Annotated in this window: 17 protein-coding genes; 11 read left to right on the forward strand and 6 right to left on the reverse strand. The window is 54.7% G+C overall.

The features are described 5' to 3' along the window. Positions 1–261 precede the first annotated feature (261 nt). From cvpA to hisP, 7 genes are all read left to right on the forward strand, one after another. Positions 262–747: a colicin V production protein gene (gene cvpA, locus HHI26_RS10900; protein ID WP_133841368.1), complete on the forward strand. Its 486-nt coding sequence runs from the start codon at positions 262–264 to the stop codon at positions 745–747. 36 nt (positions 748–783) lie between these two features. After that, on the forward strand, positions 784–2301 hold the full coding sequence (gene purF, locus HHI26_RS10905) for an amidophosphoribosyltransferase (RefSeq protein ID WP_133841369.1): 1518 nt from the start codon (positions 784–786) through the stop codon (positions 2299–2301). 179 nt (positions 2302–2480) lie between these two features. Next, on the forward strand, positions 2481–3050 hold the full coding sequence (locus HHI26_RS10910) for a UbiX family flavin prenyltransferase (RefSeq protein WP_133841370.1): 570 nt from the start codon (positions 2481–2483) through the stop codon (positions 3048–3050). A 274-nt stretch (positions 3051–3324) separates the two neighbouring features. Next, complete coding sequence (gene argT, locus HHI26_RS10915) at positions 3325–4107, forward strand: lysine/arginine/ornithine ABC transporter substrate-binding protein ArgT (protein ID WP_133841371.1); 783 nt, start codon at positions 3325–3327, stop codon at positions 4105–4107. Between the two features lie 102 nt (positions 4108–4209). Then, a complete protein-coding gene (locus tag HHI26_RS10920) occupies positions 4210–4896 on the forward strand; it encodes a histidine ABC transporter permease HisQ (RefSeq protein ID WP_133841372.1) in 687 nt (228 codons plus the stop codon). Then, positions 4893–5609 (forward strand): ABC transporter permease, encoded by a 717-nt coding sequence (locus HHI26_RS10925; protein ID WP_159336276.1) that lies wholly within the window; start codon positions 4893–4895, stop codon positions 5607–5609. The genes HHI26_RS10920 and HHI26_RS10925 overlap by 4 nt, the downstream gene beginning before the upstream one ends. Positions 5610–5620: 11 nt before the next feature. Then, a complete protein-coding gene (gene hisP / locus HHI26_RS10930) occupies positions 5621–6394 on the forward strand; it encodes a histidine ABC transporter ATP-binding protein HisP (RefSeq protein ID WP_133841374.1) in 774 nt (257 codons plus the stop codon). Between the two features lie 144 nt (positions 6395–6538). Here hisP and HHI26_RS10935 read toward each other — a convergent pair whose 3' ends face one another. Both HHI26_RS10935 and HHI26_RS10940 read right to left on the reverse strand, forming a co-directional pair. Beyond that, positions 6539–7738, reverse strand: a complete 1200-nt coding sequence (locus HHI26_RS10935; protein WP_277395214.1) for an MFS transporter — start codon at positions 7736–7738, stop codon at positions 6539–6541. Positions 7739–8135: 397 nt separating this feature from the next. Next, a complete protein-coding gene (locus HHI26_RS10940) occupies positions 8136–9029 on the reverse strand; it encodes a TIGR01777 family oxidoreductase (protein ID WP_159336278.1) in 894 nt (297 codons plus the stop codon). A 205-nt stretch (positions 9030–9234) separates the two neighbouring features. Between HHI26_RS10940 and yfcF the strand changes: the two genes are divergently transcribed. Then, positions 9235–9876: a glutathione transferase gene (gene yfcF, locus HHI26_RS10945; protein ID WP_133841377.1), complete on the forward strand. Its 642-nt coding sequence runs from the start codon at positions 9235–9237 to the stop codon at positions 9874–9876. A gap of 126 nt (positions 9877–10002) precedes the next feature. Further along, complete coding sequence (gene yfcD / locus HHI26_RS10950) at positions 10003–10527, forward strand: NUDIX hydrolase YfcD (RefSeq protein WP_133841378.1); 525 nt, start codon at positions 10003–10005, stop codon at positions 10525–10527. A gap of 54 nt (positions 10528–10581) precedes the next feature. On the opposite strand, the gene HHI26_RS10955 is transcribed toward yfcD, so the two are convergent. The 4 genes from HHI26_RS10955 to HHI26_RS10970 all read right to left on the reverse strand — a co-directional run bounded on the left by HHI26_RS10955 (position 10582) and on the right by HHI26_RS10970 (position 15161). Beyond that, on the reverse strand, positions 10582–11409 hold the full coding sequence (locus HHI26_RS10955; protein WP_133841379.1) for an ABC transporter permease: 828 nt from the start codon (positions 11407–11409) through the stop codon (positions 10582–10584). A 10-nt stretch (positions 11410–11419) separates the two neighbouring features. Further along, entirely contained in the window at positions 11420–12652 is a 1233-nt protein-coding gene (locus tag HHI26_RS10960; RefSeq protein WP_227536407.1) for an ABC transporter permease, read from the reverse strand. 143 nt (positions 12653–12795) lie between these two features. Beyond that, the gene (locus HHI26_RS10965; RefSeq protein ID WP_133841381.1) at positions 12796–13821 is read right to left on the reverse strand and encodes an ABC transporter substrate-binding protein; all 1026 of its coding nucleotides are present in this window, start codon (positions 13819–13821) and stop codon (positions 12796–12798) included. 77 nt (positions 13822–13898) lie between these two features. Continuing rightward, positions 13899–15161, reverse strand: coding sequence for a 4-aminobutyrate--2-oxoglutarate transaminase (locus tag HHI26_RS10970; protein ID WP_133841382.1), 1263 nt, complete (start codon positions 15159–15161; stop codon positions 13899–13901). 107 nt (positions 15162–15268) lie between these two features. Here HHI26_RS10970 and HHI26_RS10975 point away from each other — a divergent pair, with 107 nt between their 5' ends. Both HHI26_RS10975 and HHI26_RS10980 read left to right on the forward strand, forming a co-directional pair. After that, entirely contained in the window at positions 15269–16774 is a 1506-nt protein-coding gene (locus tag HHI26_RS10975) for a PLP-dependent aminotransferase family protein (RefSeq protein ID WP_133841383.1), read from the forward strand. 247 nt (positions 16775–17021) lie between these two features. Beyond that, positions 17022–18107, forward strand: coding sequence for an ABC transporter ATP-binding protein (locus tag HHI26_RS10980; protein ID WP_159336280.1), 1086 nt, complete (start codon positions 17022–17024; stop codon positions 18105–18107). The last annotated feature ends 11 nt before the right edge of the window (positions 18108–18118 follow it).

The raw sequence follows: 18118 nt of genomic DNA on the forward strand, positions 1-18118 counted from the left end.
CCGACACCTCGTCACTCCGGGCGTCGTGCGTGATGATGCTGGCAAATCAAGGTATTGCGTGGTGGGGTCCGGGCCGTTGAAATCGGTGTCCGGAAGGGGTTTTTTTAAGCGTTCTCGTTTATTTAAATCGCGTCAGTAAAACGCTACGCAAACGTTTTCTTTTTCTGTTAGAATTCGCCCCGAACTGAGGCAGTATCCCCTTGCACCTGTGCTTACAAGGGGAGAGCGGCTGATACAGGGGCATGGTCACTGGAAGCGTTCATGGTCTGGATAGATTACGTCATTATTGCGGTTATTGGTTTTTCGGCTCTTGTTAGCCTGATCCGAGGGTTTGTTCGGGAAGCTCTTTCTCTCGTCACCTGGGGTTGCGCATTTTTTGTCGCCAGTCATTACTACTCCTTCCTTGCCGTCTGGTTCACAGGATTTGAAGACGAACTGGTTCGAAATGGAATCGCCGTAGCGGTGTTATTCATTGCTACCCTGATTGTCGGGGCCATTGTTAACTACGTTATTGGTTCGCTGGTTGAAAAAACCGGCCTGTCGGGAACCGACAGAGTCCTTGGCGTCTGTTTTGGGGCATTACGCGGTGTGCTGATCGTTTCAGCCATGCTGTTTTTCCTCGACACATTCACCGGTTTTTCTAAGAGTCCGGACTGGCAACAGTCCCAGCTAATCCCTCAGTTCAGTAGTATTATCAGGTGGTTTTTTGATTACCTGAAAAGCACGTCGAGTTTTTTGCCCCGGTAATCGAACCGGGGTTGCGGCTTATGAGGAAATGTCAATATGTGCGGTATTGTCGGGATCGCCGGTTTTGCACCGGTCAACCAGTCGATTTATGACGCGTTAACGGTGCTTCAGCACCGTGGGCAGGATGCCGCAGGCATCGTTACCATTGATGCATTGAATTGCTTCCGTCTGCGCAAAGCAAACGGTCTGGTTAGCGATGTATTTGAAGCCCGCCACATGCAACGTATGCAAGGCAATATGGGTATCGGCCACGTTCGTTACCCCACGGCAGGAAGCTCAAGTGCTTCTGAAGCCCAGCCATTCTACGTAAACTCCCCTTACGGTATTACTCTTGCCCATAACGGCAACCTGACCAACGCTCACGAACTGCGTAAAGAGCTGTTCGAAACGGGTCGTCGTCACGTGAATACCACCTCTGATTCTGAAATCCTGCTGAATATCTTTGCGCAGGAAGTGGATCGTTTCCAGCATGACCCGCTGGAAGCAGAGAACATCTTCTCCGCCGTTGCCGCGGTGCATCAGCGTGTTCGCGGTGCGTATGCCTGCGTGGCGATGATCATCGGCCACGGTTTGGTGGCATTCCGCGATCCTAACGGTATTCGTCCACTGGTGATCGGCAAACGCGCTATGGCTGATGGCCGTATCGAGTATATGGTGGCTTCAGAGAGCGTGGCGCTGGATACCCTTGGCTTTGAGTTCCTGCGCGATGTGGCACCGGGCGAAGCGGTGTATGTGACCGTGAAAGGCCAGCTGTCCACCCGTCAGTGTGCTGAAAATCCAAAGTGGAATCCGTGCCTGTTCGAGTACGTTTACTTTGCACGCCCGGATTCGTTCCTCGATAAGATTTCGGTTTACAGCGCCCGCGTGCGTATGGGCACCAAACTCGGTGCCAAGATTGCCCGCGAGTGGGAAGATCTGGATATCGATGTGGTGATTCCAATCCCTGAAACCTCCTGCGATATCGCACTGGAGATGGCGCGTATTCTCGACAAGCCCTACCGTCAGGGCTTTGTGAAAAACCGTTATGTCGGCCGTACCTTTATCATGCCAGGTCAGCACCTGCGTCGCAGCGCGGTTCGCCGTAAGCTGAATGCTAACCGTGCTGAGTTCCGGGGTAAAAACGTGCTGCTGGTGGATGACTCCATCGTGCGCGGTACCACCTCTGAGCAGATCATCGAAATGGCACGTGAAGCGGGAGCGAAAAAAGTGTATCTCGCGTCTGCGGCACCGGAAATTCGCTTCCCGAACGTCTATGGCATTGATATGCCAAGCGCCACTGAGCTGATTGCTCACGGCCGTGAAGTGGAAGAGATCCGCCAGCTGATCGGTGCAGATGCCCTGATTTTCCAGGACCTGAGCGACCTGATTGAAGCGGTGCGTGAAGAGAACCCGGATATTGCCCAGTTTGAGTGCTCGGTATTTGATGGTATCTACGTGACCAAAGACGTGGACCAGCAGTACCTGGAGTATCTGCAATCTCTGCGTAATGACGATGCGAAAGCGATGCAGCGTCAGAACGAAGTGGAAAATCTCGAGATGCACAACGAAGGCTGATACCCGTCGTACTTCGAGTGATATGTGCGTTGGCTGCGTTTGCTCACCCCGGTCACATAGTTGTCTATGCTCCCGGGGATGATCAGCCTTGCCGCCTTCATCTAACTCGAATGATTCAGGGTAAATAGGCTAAGATGGGCCGGAAGCAATTCCGGCCCATTTTTTTTGAAGGATTTGGTATGAAACGACTCATTATTGGCATCTCTGGCGCCAGCGGTGTGATTTATGGCATTCGCATGCTGCAAATTTTGCAGCAGGTGAGCGGGGTAGAGAGCCATCTGATAATGAGCCAGGCTGCGCGGCAGACGCTGGCGCTGGAAAGTGACTATACGCTGCGTGAAGTCCAGGCGCTGGCGGATGTGGTCCACGATGTACGCGATATTGCTGCCAGTATCTCCTCGGGTTCTTATAAAACCGAGGGTATGGCGATCCTTCCCTGCTCAATGAAAACCCTGTCAGGTATTGTTCACAGCTACAGCGATGGCCTGCTGACCCGCGCCGCTGATGTGGTGCTGAAAGAGCGGCGCCGACTGGTGCTGTGTGTGCGTGAAACCCCGTTGCATCTTGGCCATCTGCGTACGATGACCGCTGCCGCAGAACTGGGGGCCATTATTATGCCGCCGGTGCCCGCTTTTTATCATCGCCCACAGAGTGTGATGGATATTGTCGATCAGACCGTTAATCGGGTACTTGACCAGTTTGATATCGAACTGGATGAAGACCTGTTTACGCGCTGGCAAGGTGCATAACGGGGAATATATCGCACCATTTTGGTGCGACTATTGGTGCTGAATCGCTTTTCGTGCAAGTTGCGCACCAAAATGAAACATTGTTGCTTCGGTCTGCCAACAAACCTGCTATAAATTTTCCTGCAAACTGAGTAATCACAGTGCCTGAAGCATCGTGCAATATAAACAGCGGTTTGCCACAAAATGTGGCACGGAACCTGCTAATTGTATTGTGTAAGTCACTGTGCAAACACATCACGAACCATTAAAAATAATATTTAAATTGGGGTAATGTATGAAAAAGCAGGTCCTGGCTCTCTCCCTGTTAATGTCAATTACAGCTGCAGGCAGCGCATTTGCTGCGGGTCCAAAAACGCTGCGTATTGGTACCGACCCAACGTATGCACCGTTCGAAATGAAAAATGCTCAGGGGCAGCTGGTCGGTTTTGATATCGATCTGGCGACCGAAATTTGTAAGCGTATGGAAACCAAATGTACGTTTGTTGAAAGCGACTTCGATGCGCTGATCCCTTCTCTGAAAGCGAAGAAGATCGATGCCATCATCTCTTCCCTGTCGATCACTGAAAAACGCCAGCAGGAGATCGCCTTCTCTGAAAAACTGTATGCGGCCAACTCGCGCCTGATCGCGCCGAAAGGTTCGAAAATTCAGCCAACGCTGGAAGCGCTGAAAGGCAAAACCATCGGTCTGTTGCAGGGGACCACTCAGGAAACCTACGCGAACGAAAACTGGCGTCCAAAAGGCGTGACTGTGACGCCATACGCTAACCAGGATCTGGTGTATCAGGATCTGACTGCGGGCCGCATTGATGCCGCGTTCCAGGATGAAGTGGCTGCCAGCGAGGGCTTCCTCAAGCAGCCTGCGGGCAAAGAGTATGCGTTTGCAGGCCCGGCTGTTAAAGATGAAAAAATCTTTGGTGTGGGTACCGGGATCGGCCTCAGCAAAGAGAACCCTGAGCTGAAAGCCGCTATCGATAAAGCGTTTGATGAAATCCGCAAAGATGGTACTTACGACAAGTTAGCGAAAAAATACTTCGATTTTGATGTGTACGGCGGTTAAGTAAAACCCTGTCTGCAGGCCTCACTGTGTCATGCAGTGGGGCCGCGTTTAATGCCGATGGCGTAAACGTGAAGTTAGAATCATAAGAACAGGATATTGCCTATGCTGTACGGCTACTCTGAAGTGATATTTAAAGGCGCAATGGTAACACTCGAGCTGGCCCTCAGCTCAGTGGTGTTTGCCGTGGTGCTGGGGTTGATTGGCGCCGGGGCCAAGCTCTCCAACAGCCGCCTGCTGGTGGTTATTTTTGAAGGCTACACAACACTCATCCGTGGGGTTCCGGATCTGGTCCTGATGCTGCTGATCTTCTATGGTCTGCAAATTGCGCTGAACCAGGTAACCGACTTCTTCGGCCTGTCACAGTTTGATATTGATCCGATGGTGGCCGGGATTATCACCCTGGGCTTTATCTACGGAGCCTACTTCACCGAAACATTTCGTGGCGCCTATATGGCCGTGCCAAAAGGGCAGATTGAGGCCGCGACCGCCTTTGGTTTCACCCGTTCTCAAACCTTTCGCCGTGTGCTGTTCCCAGGGATGATGCGCTTTGCGCTACCGGGTATCGGTAACAACTGGCAGGTGATCCTGAAAGCCACGGCGCTGGTCTCACTGCTGGGGCTGGAAGATGTGGTGAAAGCAACGCAGCTGGCAGGGAAATCGACCTGGGAACCCTTCTATTTCGCGATTGTCGCGGGTGTCATCTATCTGATTTTTACCACGCTCTCCAATGGTGTGCTGTGGTGGCTGGAACGCCGTTATACGGTGGGTGTAAAAAGGGCTGACCTATGATTGAGATTATTCAGGAGTACTGGAAAGCCCTGTTATGGACGGATGGTTACCGCTTCTCTGGCGTGGCAATCACGCTGTGGCTGCTGGTGGTGTCTGTCGTGCTGGGCGGGTGTATGGCGGTGCTGATGTCGATTGCCCGCGTGTCTCCCATCAGGGCGATCCGTTTTCCGGTATGGCTGTTTACCTACGTGTTTCGTGGTACGCCGCTGTATGTGCAGCTGCTGGTGTTTTACTCCGGTATGTACACGCTGGAAATCGTCAAAGGCACGGACCTGCTGAATGCATTCTTCCGCAGTGGACTGAACTGTACGCTACTGGCACTGACGCTGAACACCTGTGCGTACACCACGGAAATATTTGCCGGAGCGATTCGCTCGGTGCCGCATGGTGAGATTGAGGCGGCGCGCGCTTACGGTTTCTCCACCTTTAAACTGTATCGCTGCATTATCATGCCTTCCGCATTGCGCTCTGCGCTGCCTGCATACAGTAATGAAGTGATTTTAATGCTGCACTCCACGGCGCTGGCGTTTACCGCCACGGTGCCCGATCTGCTGAAAGTGGCACGCGATATAAACTCGGCCACCTATCAACCGTTTATTGCCTTTGGTATTGCGGCCGTGCTGTATCTGATTATTTCCTATGTGTTGATTAGTCTGTTCCGTAAAGCGGAAAAACGCTGGCTGGCGCACGTTAAACCTTCATCGTCACATTGAGTAACAACACTATGGCTGATAATAAATTAAGCGTCACCGAGCTGCATAAACGTTACGGTGAACATGAAGTGCTAAAGGGTGTTTCACTCCAGGCGAATGCCGGGGATGTGATCAGTATCATTGGTTCCTCCGGCTCAGGGAAAAGTACCTTCCTGCGCTGCATTAACTTCCTCGAAAAACCGAGTGAAGGCACGATTTCGGTGAATAACCAAAATATCACTCTGGTACGTGATGTCGACGGCCAGCTGAAAGTCTCCAACAAAGAGCAGCTGCGTATGCTGCGCACCCGCCTGACGATGGTGTTCCAGCACTTTAACCTGTGGAGCCATATGACGGTGCTGGAGAATGTGATGGAAGCGCCGGTGCAGGTGCTGGGCCTGAGTAAAACGGAAGCGCGTGAACGTGCCATTCGTTACCTTGATAAGGTCGGGATTGACGAGCGTGCACGGGCAAAGTATCCGGTACACTTGTCAGGTGGTCAGCAGCAACGCGTGTCTATCGCCCGTGCGCTGGCGATGGAGCCTGAAGTGTTGCTGTTTGATGAACCGACATCAGCGCTGGACCCGGAGCTGGTGGGGGAGGTGCTGCGCATTATGCAGAAGCTGGCGGAGGAGGGTAAAACCATGGTGGTGGTGACCCATGAGATGGAATTTGCCCGCCACGTGTCGAACCATGTGATTTTCCTTCATCAGGGCAAGATAGAAGAGGAAGGGCCACCGGAAGAGGTCTTTAATCATCCGAAGAGTACCCGCCTGCAACAGTTTTTGTCAGGGGCACTCAAGTAGGCGTGATGATTTTCCGATCGATCCTCGCTTGGGTGAGATTGGCGTGACTGGCCGACCGGAACAGAGGGTCGGCCACAACGAATTGATGCCTGCATAGATCACCCAGGGGACGATCATTTTTTCCGATCGACCCTTGAGTGCATGTCAGCTCTGATTATCCACTGACAAAATTAATCGTGAGGCATGTGACGCGGTAAGCAGGTAAACCAGTATGCCTGAGATACCCAGAGCGATGCCGACATACGCCGTTGAGATCCATCCAAACCCCATCGTAATCGCCACCCCTCCCAGATAAGCCCCCATCGCGTTGGCAATATTCAACGCAGAGTGATTCATTGCGGCCGCAAGCGTTTGTGCTTCTTTTGCCACATCCATCAGGCGGATCTGAATCGAGGGAAGCAATACCGATGATGTCCCGACCAGGAAGGTCGCCAACAGGCCGGTGAACACGTGCCCTGCAAGGAAAGGGAACAGGACCATGATCAGGGTATTCCAGACCAGAGCGCCGCCAATGACCTTAAGCGGGTTGTGATCGGCGAGACGCCCGCCAACAAGGTTACCGACGATCATTCCCAATCCAAAGGCAGCCATGACCCAGGGGACGAGGTTGTCCTGCAATGCAGCGAGGTTTTTTAGCGTGGGGATAATATAGGTGAATATGGCAAACATGCCGCCAAAACCCACTGCGCCCGTCAGCAGGGTCATCAGCACCTGCGAATTTTTCAGCGCCGTGAGTTCTTTCATCGGATGAGCATCGGAACGGTTTGCTGTTGCAGGAACTAACATTGTAATCATCAGGCACGTGCTCAAGCCTATTGCACCGACAAAAGCAAAAGCGATATGCCAGGAGAAAAACTGCCCTAACCAGGCGGCAAGAGGTACACCCGCCAGCGTGGCGACCGTCAGGCCCAGCATCACCAGACTGATGGCTTTACCGCGTTTATCCGCAGGCACCAGTGAGGCCGCAACGAGTGAGGCAATACCAAAGTAAGCACCATGAGGAAGCCCGGCGATAAACCGGGCAGCGACCAGTGTCGGGTAGTTACCGGCCAGCGCGGTAGCAAGATTACCGATAAAGAAAATAAACATCAGAGCAATCAACAGGATTTTTCTGTTCATACGGGCAGTGAGCACGGCAATAATCGGTGCGCCTACCACCACGCCCAACGCATAGCTGGCAATGGCATTCCCGGCCTGAGGCTCAGTGATATTCAACGAATGGGCGACATCAGGGAGAAGTCCCATGATAACAAATTCACCGGTTCCTAAACCAAATCCCCCGAGGGCAAGTGACAGCAGGGCGAAGCCTGGACTCCTGGTGTTGACTGCATTGTGATCGCTCAAAATTAATTCCGCATTGTTAATATAAAAAGGTAATGATCTCTGACAGTGCATGGAAAACAGCGTGTCGGGCATGCACAGGAATACGCGTGTAAAAAATACGACGATTAAAAGTAATCGATTACTTTTTGGAAATCAAGTGTTTACCTATAAATCCATCAACACAATCAGTAATGGTCAGACATTAAAGGCGTCACCAATATCGATGAGATGAATACCTGTAGAAAATTCAGACCGACCAAAGAACAGGCAATCAACTTCTTTAATCATGCCTGTCCAGTGGAAAATCATTTTGCTACAGATACCCGCTACTCGTCGTGTTATGTGGAAGGTGATATCAAATATGGCGATCAGTGACCCGGAAAGGGGATATTATATTCAAGAGAAATCCGCCCGTCATTCACACCACATCTGCCAGCGCTTTATCCAGCTCGTACCAGCGAAAACGAAAACCCGATGCTTCCAGCCGTTGCGGCAGCACATGCTGTCCCCCCAACACCAGCACCGCTGACTCGCCCATCATCAGGCGAATGGCCGTGGCGGGCGTACGCATAAATGCCGGACGGTGCATCACTTCACCCAGTGCCGCAGCGAACTGCTCGTTGCGCACCGCGTAGGGCGCTACCAGATTAAACGGCCCGTCCAGCTCGGGATGATCCAGCAGCCAGAGAATGCCGTTTACCGCGTCTTCCAGATGTATCCACGGGAGGTACTGCTTACCGTTACCCAGCGGCCCGCCAATCCCCAACTTAAACGGCAGTTTCATCTTTTCCAGCGCTCCGCCTTTCTCCGCCAGCACGACGCCCGTACGCAGCAGGCACACGCGGGTGCGGTCGCTTTGTGCGTTCAACGCCAGCTGCTCCCAGCGTGCACAGAGGTCATGCGTAAACTCCGCATGACCGGGGTCATCCTCGGTCACCACCAGTTCGCCAGTGTCGCCGTAAAAACCGGTGGCAGAACCGGAAATCAGCACCGCAGGGGGGGCGCTGCTGGCCTTGATCAATTCAACCAGGCGCATCGTTATTTGCCAGCGGCTATCGCATAACAGCTGCTTTTGCGGCTCGCTCCAGCGTTTTGCCGCGATCGGCTCTCCCGCCAGGTTGATGACCGCATCAATGCCGTTCAGATCACGCTGTTGGTCCAGGCCCGACCACAGGTTAATTTTTTCACTCAGGGTACGGCGTGCCGCGGCGACATCACGCGTGACCACGCTGATTTGGTGGCCTGCCTGAAGTAATCGGGCCGTTAACGGGCGGCCAATCAGCCCCGTCCCGCCGGTAATCAGAATATGCATGCGGATTATCCTTCAGAATGCGCCAGTACACAGTATGCTGCTTTCAGCATAGGTGAAGATACCAGGATTGCGTGTGACAGGGCGCACGTGCAGATGCTGTGGTGGTTGTTCTGAAATGGTAAACTCCCTCATTGCGGAGATTGCCATCGGCGTGAAAAGTCGGTAAACAGGATGTTCCTATCCGTGAACGTCAGAGGACGTCCTGATGCGTTATCCCACGATCCTGTTGTGGTCAGATTCCAGCTTTTTCAGCCCTTATGTGATGTCGGTCTATGTTGCCCTGAGCGAAAAAGGCATTCCTTTTTCCCTGAAGCGCGTCGATCTCGGCAGCGGTGAGCATCAGCAGCAGGCTTATGGCGATGTGTCGTTAACGCGCCGGGTGCCAACGTTGCAGGTCGACAACTTCCATTTGTCTGAATCCTCGGCGATTGCGGAGTATCTGGAAGACCGTTTCCCGGCCCCGGACTATGAGCGCCTTTATCCACGTGATATCGAAAAACGTGCTAAAGCTCGTGAGATTCAGGCCTGGTTGCGCAGTGACTTTATGCCCATCCGTCAGCAGCGCCCGACGGAAGTGTTGTTTGCCGGAGCGCGGTTTGCCCCGCTGGATGAGGCCGGTCAGCAGGCGGCCGCAAAACTGATTAGCGCCGTGGAACGTCTGCTGCCGGAAGGTCAGCAGAACCTGTTTGGCGAGTGGTCGATAGCGGATACTGACCTTGCGGTCATGCTGAATCGCCTGGCGCTGCACGGCGATGCGTTACCGCCGCGGCTCGCTGATTATGCGCATTTTCAGTGGCAGCGTGCGTCTGTACAGCTGTGGTTATCCGAATCGTCAAAAGCGGCATAGCGCATCAGCACAAATTGATGATTGCGTCGTGCGGCGTTAAACATTAATTTAGGGCGGATCGCGCAACCGTGTGCGAAAACGTTTGATTCAACTGTGCGCCAGGCGCCAGAACAAAAAGGGTTACGGATGGTGGAGCAAGATCAGGGCACGGAGTGGGTGGATATCGTTAACGAAGATAACGAGGTCATTGCACAATCCAGCCGTGTACAGATGCGTGCGCAGTGTTTGCGCCATCGCGCAACCTACATCGTGGTTCACGATGGCATGGGCAAAATTCTGGTGCAGCGTCGTACCGAGACGAAAGACTTTATGCCGGGGATGCTGGATGCGACCGCCGGGGGCGTAGTGCAGACCGGTGAAGAGATGCTGGGCTCGGCGCGACGTGAAGCCGAAGAAGAGCTGGGCATTGCCGCGGTGCCGTTTGCCGAACATGGCCAGTTCTACTATGAAGATGAACACTGTCGCGTATGGGGCGGATTGTTCAGCTGTGTGTCTCACGGCCCGTTTGCTATGCAGGAAGAAGAAGTGGATGAGATTTTCTGGATGACGCCGGAAGAGATCACTGCCCGCTGCGATGAGTTTACCGCTGACTCGCTGAAAGCCTTGTCGTTGTGGTTGACGCGTAATAACGAATCAGGCCGCTACGACTAACCCTCCCTGTGGCGCAGTAGTCCTGCGCCACACATATTCCTGTGATAACAGTGATTAATGTGCCGGGCTGGACTGGCGCATCTTCTCGCCACGTCGACGCAATATTTCCATCACGATCAGCAGAATCAGCGATGCACCAATCATCAGGCTGGCCGCTGCGGCGATCGTCGGATCCAGGTTTTCACGGATCCCGGCAAACATCTGGATCGGCAGTGTGCGCTGGGTTGGGCTGGCCAAAAACAGCGTGACTACCACTTCATCAAACGATGCGGCAAAGGCAAACAGTGCGCCGGAGAAGACGCCTGGAGCGATCAGGGGCAGCGTCACCTTGCGGAACGTCAGCAGGGGGGAGGCACCCAGACTGGCGGCAGCGCGGGACAGCGTCGTATCGTAACTTTTCAGCACGGCGACCACGGTTATCACGACAAACGGCACGCCAAGCAGCGCATGGGCCAGCACCAGACCGAGATAGCTGTTAAGCAGCGACAGTTTGGCAAAGAAAAAGAACATGCCAACGGCAATAATCACCACCGGCGCCACCATCGGCGAAATGATAATCGCCATCACGATGCCTTTCCCGCGAAACTCACCGCGCACCAGGCCCATTGAGGCCAGCACGCCCAGTACGGTGGCCAGCAGCGTGGCCAGCGGGGCAATCAGCAGGCTGTTACCCAGCGCACCCAGCCACTCTTGCGAATGAAAGAATGTGTCATACCAGCGCAGCGAAAAACCGCTGAGCGGATAGCTGAGAAACGAGCTGCTGTTAAATGACAGCGGCACAATGACCAGTACCGGGACGATAAGAAAGAGCAGCACCGCCGCCGCATAGAAGTTAAACAGGCCTTTCCACAGGCGCAGGATCAGGGTTCCCTGTTGTCTCATCATCATCTCCTTAGTGAGCTGCCGCTTCGGCAGAGGTACGTGTGACACGGATATAGACGATATACAGCAGCAGGACGATCACCAGCAACTGGCTGCCGAGCGCAGCGGCCATTCCCCAGTTCATGGTGGTGTTGGTAAAGAAGGCGACAAAGTAACTCACCATCTGGTCGTTCGGCCCGCCCAGCAGGGCAGGGGTAACGTAGTAACCAATCGCCATCATAAATACCAGCAATGCTCCTGCGGCAACCCCGGCATAGGTTTGTGGGACATAAACGCGCCAGAAGGCGAGGAAAGGATGGGCGCCCAGTGAGACAGCCGCGCGTACATAGCTCGGTGAGATGCCTTTCATCACCGCATACAGCGGCAGAACAATAAACGGCAGCAGGATATGGGTCATCGAAATAAACACCCCGATACGGTTAAACACCAGCGTCAGTGGGGAGTCGATAACGCCCATACCCATCAGGGCGCGGTTAATCAGCCCGCCGGACTGCAACAGCACAATCCAGCTGGCGGTGCGGACAATGAGTGACGTCCAGAACGGCAGCAGTACCAGGATCATCAGCAGATTAGCGCGGTTGGCAGGTTGTTTCGCCAGCCAGTATGCCAGCGGATAACCAATACCGACGCACAGCAGTGTCACCACCGTGGCCATCCACAGGGTGCGCAGCAGCACATTGACATACAGTGCCTGGTCAGCAGGCAGTGCCTGAATATCACCGCTGGCTGCATCGACCTTACGGTCGAACACGGACAGCAGATAGTAGCTGGTGACCGGGCCGGATACGCGTTTCAGCGTTTGCCAGGTACTCAATTCTCCCCAGGCCGGTTGTCCGGAAATCAGCGCCGCTTTTACGCCTTCACCCGAGGCGGGGACAAGCCGTGGCGTGGTGGTGATCAGGCGGCGAAACGAGGTGTTTTCATAACTCAGACGCTTGGCAACGGTGGCAATCTGTCCGCGCTCCCTGGCGGCGATCAACTCTTTTCCCAGCGTGGCGTACACTGCCTCATCCGGTAACGCACTGCCAGACCAGGAGGCCAGCGCGGCTGAGGTTTCCGGCAGGTTTTCGTGGATCTCAGGGTTCTGAACGCTTTTACTCAGAATAGAGACGATAGGAAACAGGAAACAGACCACGACGAAGATCAGCAGCGGCGCAATCAGCAGCAGGGAACGACGGGTTTTCACACCATCGACCTTGCGCAGGCGCTGACTTAATGACGTACTGTCCGGTGTTGATGGCATGGGGGATTCCATTACGGGATTGCTCATTACTGTCTCCTGACATCATGGCGGGGCCGTTTACTCACAGGGCGACCGGATAAAGGGGGCGCCCCCCGACAAGCGCGCAGGAGCGGACCTACTGTTTCGGTCCGCCCGCAGAGCCGTTACTTCGCGGCCCAGGCGTTAAAACGCTGTTCCAGATCTTCACCGTGCTCCAGCCAGAAATCACTGCTTACCTGTAATGAGGTGGCGAGGTTATCTGGCGCGGTGGGCAGTTTGCTTACGCGTGCCGGATCAAGCAGCTTGCTGGTGTTGATATTGGTCGGCCCGTAAGGAATATTTTCAGCAAACACTTTCTGGTTTTCGGCTTTGTTGGCAAAAGCGATAAACTTCTCCGCCAGTGCTTTGTGTTTAGATCCTTTCACAATCGCCCAGTTGTCGAGGTCGTACAGCGCGTTGTCCCAGACGATTTTGAAGTCATGACCTTCATCCTGTGCGGCACCAATGCGGCCGTTGTAGGCGGAGCTCATCACCACGTCGCCGGACACCAGCCATTGCAGCGGCTGTGCGCCTGATTCCCACCACTGAATATTGGGCTTCAACTGATCCAGTTTTTTGAAGGCGCGTTCCACCCCGGCTGGTGTCGCCAGCACGTTATAGATGTCTTCACGCTTCACACCGTCTGCCATCAATGCAATTTCCAGCGTGTATTTGGCACTCTTACGCATGGCGCGTTTACCCGGGAAGTCTTTCACATTCCAGAAATCTGCCCAGCTTGCTGGCCCTTTTTTCAGTTTGCTGGCGTCATAGGTCAGCACCGTAGACCAGACGAAGATCCCGGCCCCGCACTCGCTCACGGCGGCAGGGATAAAGTCGGCTTTATTACCCAGCTTGTTCCAGTCCAGCGTTTCCAACAGACCTTCCTCACAGCCACGTTGCAGTTCCGGCGTTTCCAGTTCCACCACGTCCCAGCCTATCTGGCCGGTTTCAACCATTGAACGGATGCGAGCCATTTCGCCGTTAAACTCACCCGCCTCAATCGATCCCAGGCCCGCGGCAGTGAAGGGTTTATAAAACGCTTTTTCCTGTGCTGCTTTATTGGTGCCGCCGAAAGAGATCACTGTCAGGCTTTCCGCCTGAGCCTGAAGTGTCAGTGTGGCGAGAATCAGTGCTGCTAAGGTCTTTACCATGCCAAATTCCTCATTTTCTATTAGGTTGTTATAAGCATTTTATGTGCCACATCCCGGTGGCCGGCGGAATGATGCAGTCAGCCGCGTAAAAGTGATGTCAGCAGGCTAAGTGCCGTTTTGAATTGAGCGTCAGGAATAGTGAGGGGATAAAGGAAACGAATGACATTGCCGTGTACGCCGCAGGTCAGCAGGATTAAGCCTTGCGCCAGCGCGCGTTGCTGGATATCACGGGCCATCGCCGCGGAAGGTTTTCCGGTGGCCGGGTCATTAAATTCAGCGGCCACCATTGAGCCGCGCGCGCGCACTTCAACCAGCGCCGGGTTTCCACTGGCATTCAGCGTTTCCACCAGTTCCGCGCCAAGGCGCAGGGCGCGGGCGCACAGATCTTCTTCTTTAATCACTTCCAGCACAGCCAGCGCACCGGCAACGGCCAGCGGGTTACCCGCATAGGTGCCCCCAAGGCCGCCGGGTTCAGGCGCGTCCATCAGTTCAGCGCGTCCAGATACCGCTGAAATGGGCAGTCCTCCCCCCAGGCTTTTCGCCATGGTCATCAGGTCAGGCTGCGCGTCAGGATAATATTCGCTGGCGAACAGTTTGCCTGTACGGGCAAAGCCCGTCTGGATTTCGTCGGCAATCATCACAATGCCGTGCTGGTCGCACAGCGCACGCAGTGCAGTAACAAATTCAGCCGGGGCGATGTTAAAGCCGCCTTCACCCTGAATCGGTTCATAGATAATGGCGGCAACCTGCTGCGGACTGATATCGCATTTGAACAGCGTTTCCAGGCTTTCCATCGCGTCCTCTACGCTGAAGCCGTGCAGGGCATTCGGGTAGCGGGCATGGAACACGGAGCCAGGGAAGGGACCAAAGCCGGTTTTGTACGGGGTGACTTTACCCGTCAGTCCCATGGTCATCAGCGTGCGCCCGTGGAAAGCACCGCTGAAAGCAATCACCCCCGGGCGTCCGGTGGCGGCGCGGGCAATCTTCACCGCATTTTCGACCGCTTCAGCACCGCTGGAGAAAAAGGTGGTTTTGCATGGCCCGGTCACAGGCACAAGTTCATTAAGCTGCTCGGCCAGAGCAATGTAGTTTTCGTAGGGTATAACCTGGTACGCGGTGTGAGTGAAACAGTCCAGCTGGGCGCTGACGGCGGCCATCACTTTTGGGTGCCGGTGGCCGGTGTTCAGCACGGCAATCCCGGCGGTGAAGTCGATATACTCACGGCCCTGGTGATCCCACAGCGTGGCGTTCTCTGCTTTGGTGGCGAAGAAATCACACATCACCCCCACTCCACGTGGGGTGGCGTTCAGACGGCGCTGCTGTATTTCACTGTTGCTCATGGTGTAACCTCGTTATGAATTTTGAATACTCTCTGCTCTCCTTGCTTTGTAGCCTTTTCGGGGTTTTATAAACCAGAGCCAGTTTTTTTTATTTCAAGGAACCAATTTTGCGAACGTTACTCGGTGACCTGCTCGCGCATCGCCTGGCACTGGCGCCTGAGGGCGCGCTGGGCAAGCGTTTATACGATGTGTTGCAGTGCGCGATTCAGGATGGATCCATTGCCACGGGCAGTCGTTTGCCGGCCACGCGCGATCTGGCAAAAGATCTGTCCGTGTCGCGGAATACCGTGCTGGCGGCGTATGAGCAGTTGCAATCAGAGGGGTATCTGCAAACCCGTACCGGCAGCGGTACCTTCGTCAGCGATGCGTTGCCGGAAAGCGTGCCGGAAACCGAAGGCGTGCCGGTCAGTGCCGGGCGCCCGTTTAATTTCGTGCGCCTCTCCAGTCGGGGATCGCGTCTGCTGACGCGCAGCGGGGCCGGAGCGTATCAGTGGGGGGCGTTTATGCCCGGTGTGCCCGACGTCAGCCATATGCCGCACGATATCTGGCGCAAGATCCACCTGCGTCTGAGCCGCCGCATGCCGGTGGAGGCGCTGAGTTATTCCGGCCACGGCGGTTGCCTGCAACTGCAACAGGCGCTGGCTGACTATCTGCGGGTAATCCGTTCGCTGAACTGCACGCCAGACCAGATTCTGGTGACGGCCGGGACGCATCAGTCGCTGGATTTGCTGGCAAAAATGCTGTGCGATCCGGGGGACCGGGCGTGGGTGGAGGAGCCGGGTTACTGGGGCATCCGTAACGTCCTGGCTGTGAACGGCATTGAGTTGTTGCCAACGGCGGTGGATGACGAGGGGATGACGCTGCCTGATTTGAGCGGTGAAGCGCGCGCGCCGCGCCTGATTTGTGTGACGCCCTCACACCAGTATCCGCTGGGATCGGTAATGAGCCTGCAACGACGGCACCAGCTGCTGGCGCTGGCAAAAAACGCCGGAAGTTGGGTGGTGGAGGATGACTACGACGGTGAGTTTCGCTTTACCGACTCCCCGATCCCCGCCCTGCAAGGGCTGGCGCCGGATGCGCCGGTCATTTATCTCGGCACCTTCAGCAAAACCCTGTATCCCGGCCTGCGCCTGAGCTACATGGTGGTGCCCAAGCCGCTGGCGGCGCGGATGAAAATGGCCCATTCCGAGCTGTACCGTGGCGGCAACGGGCTGGTGCAGTTGACGCTGGCGGAGTTTATCCGCGAGGGGCATTACGCAGCCCATGTGCGCAAGATGCGCCAGCTGTACAGCCGACGTCGCGCTGAGCTGGTGCGGGTGATCCGCGAAAGTCTGGGAGATAAATTTATCGCTCAGCAGAGCAATGCCGGGCTGCATCTGATTCTGTCGCTGCCCGATAACATCGACGATGTGGCACTCAGCGCTGAGCTGGAGCAAAACGGTGTACTGACGCGTCCGCTGTCGGCTTACTACCTGCTGGGTACCGCGCGACGCGGGCTGCTGCTGGGATATGCCTGCGTCGACGAGCAACAGATGGCGGAGAAGTTTGCCCCGATCCTCGCCTGTCTGTCACGGCGCATCACGCCGGGCGAATTGCCCTTTCATGGTGCATAGGGCGATGATTGCCTGATTCTGCTGGTTTTTTGTTGATGTGTTTTGGTGGTTTTTAAAAAAACAATAGAAAACAACAGCCTGAAAGCAGTGCCTTCAGGCTTTTTTTTGATTTTTTGTCAGATTCTACTTGTCGAAGTGAAATTTGTTGTGGTAGAGCTAAAAAAGAGCCACCCAACAGATGCACCTCTTGTGAGTTATGCACAAAGCGTGCCTGGGACGTTTTTTGCCCGTTTGACGAGAGAATACTATGAGATCCCTGGTAAGTTTTAAGAACATCAAAAAGAGCTACGACGGCGAAAAGCTGGTGGTTCGTAATCTGAATCTTGACGTGCAGGAAGGGGAGTTTTTAACGCTGTTAGGGCCGTCTGGTTCTGGAAAAACGACCAGCCTGATGATGCTGGCCGGGTTCGAAACTCCGACCGATGGCGAGATTTTCCTGCGTGATAAACCCTTGCATACCTTGCCGCCGCACCAGCGTGATATTGGCATGGTGTTCCAGAATTATGCGTTATTCCCGCATATGACGGTGGCGGAAAACCTGGCGTTTCCGCTGTCGATCCGCCGTATGAGCAAGGTTGATATTAAAGAGCGTGTGGCACGCATTCTGGATATGATCAAACTCACCCCACTGGCCGATCGCTATCCGGCGCAGATGTCGGGGGGACAACAGCAAAGGGTGGCCCTGGCGCGTGCGCTGGTGTTTGAGCCAAAGCTAATCCTGATGGATGAGCCGCTGGGGGCGCTGGACAAACAGCTGCGTGAGCATATGCAGCTGGAAATTAAGCAGCTCCATGAGATGCTGGGTCTGACGATTGTTTATGTGACGCACGATCAAAGCGAAGCCATGACCATGTCTAACCGGGTTGCCGTATTTAACGACGGTATGATCCAGCAGATGGACAGCCCTGGCCAGCTTTACGAGCAGCCCGCCAATGCCTTTGTGGCGCAGTTTATTGGTGAAAATAACAGCCTGCTCGCCACGCAGGTCGCAGCACAGGGCGACTACTATCGCGTCAAGCTGGACGATGGTTATGAGCTGGATGCGCTGAAAGTGCGGCCAAGCTCACCGGGGAAAAAAATCCAGCTCAGTATTCGTCCGGAGCGTATTAACGTCAATGCCCCGGAACAGGGCGATCAGCAGGTGAGCGCGCGTATCCAGCAGTTTATCTATCTGGGCGATCATGTGCGCATGCTGACTGAGGTCGCGGGGCAGGGGAATTTTATGGTCAAGCTGTCGCCGGCCAAAATGGACAGCCGCTGGCAGCCGGGCACTGAGGTAAAACTCTCGTGGCAGCCTGAGCATCTGCGTGCGCTTGATGTGGTGATCCAGTAATAAAAAAGGGC

It is taken from the genome of Erwinia sp. JH02, assembly GCF_013074405.1.
Taxonomy (GTDB): Bacteria; Pseudomonadota; Gammaproteobacteria; order Enterobacterales; family Enterobacteriaceae; genus Erwinia; species Erwinia rhapontici.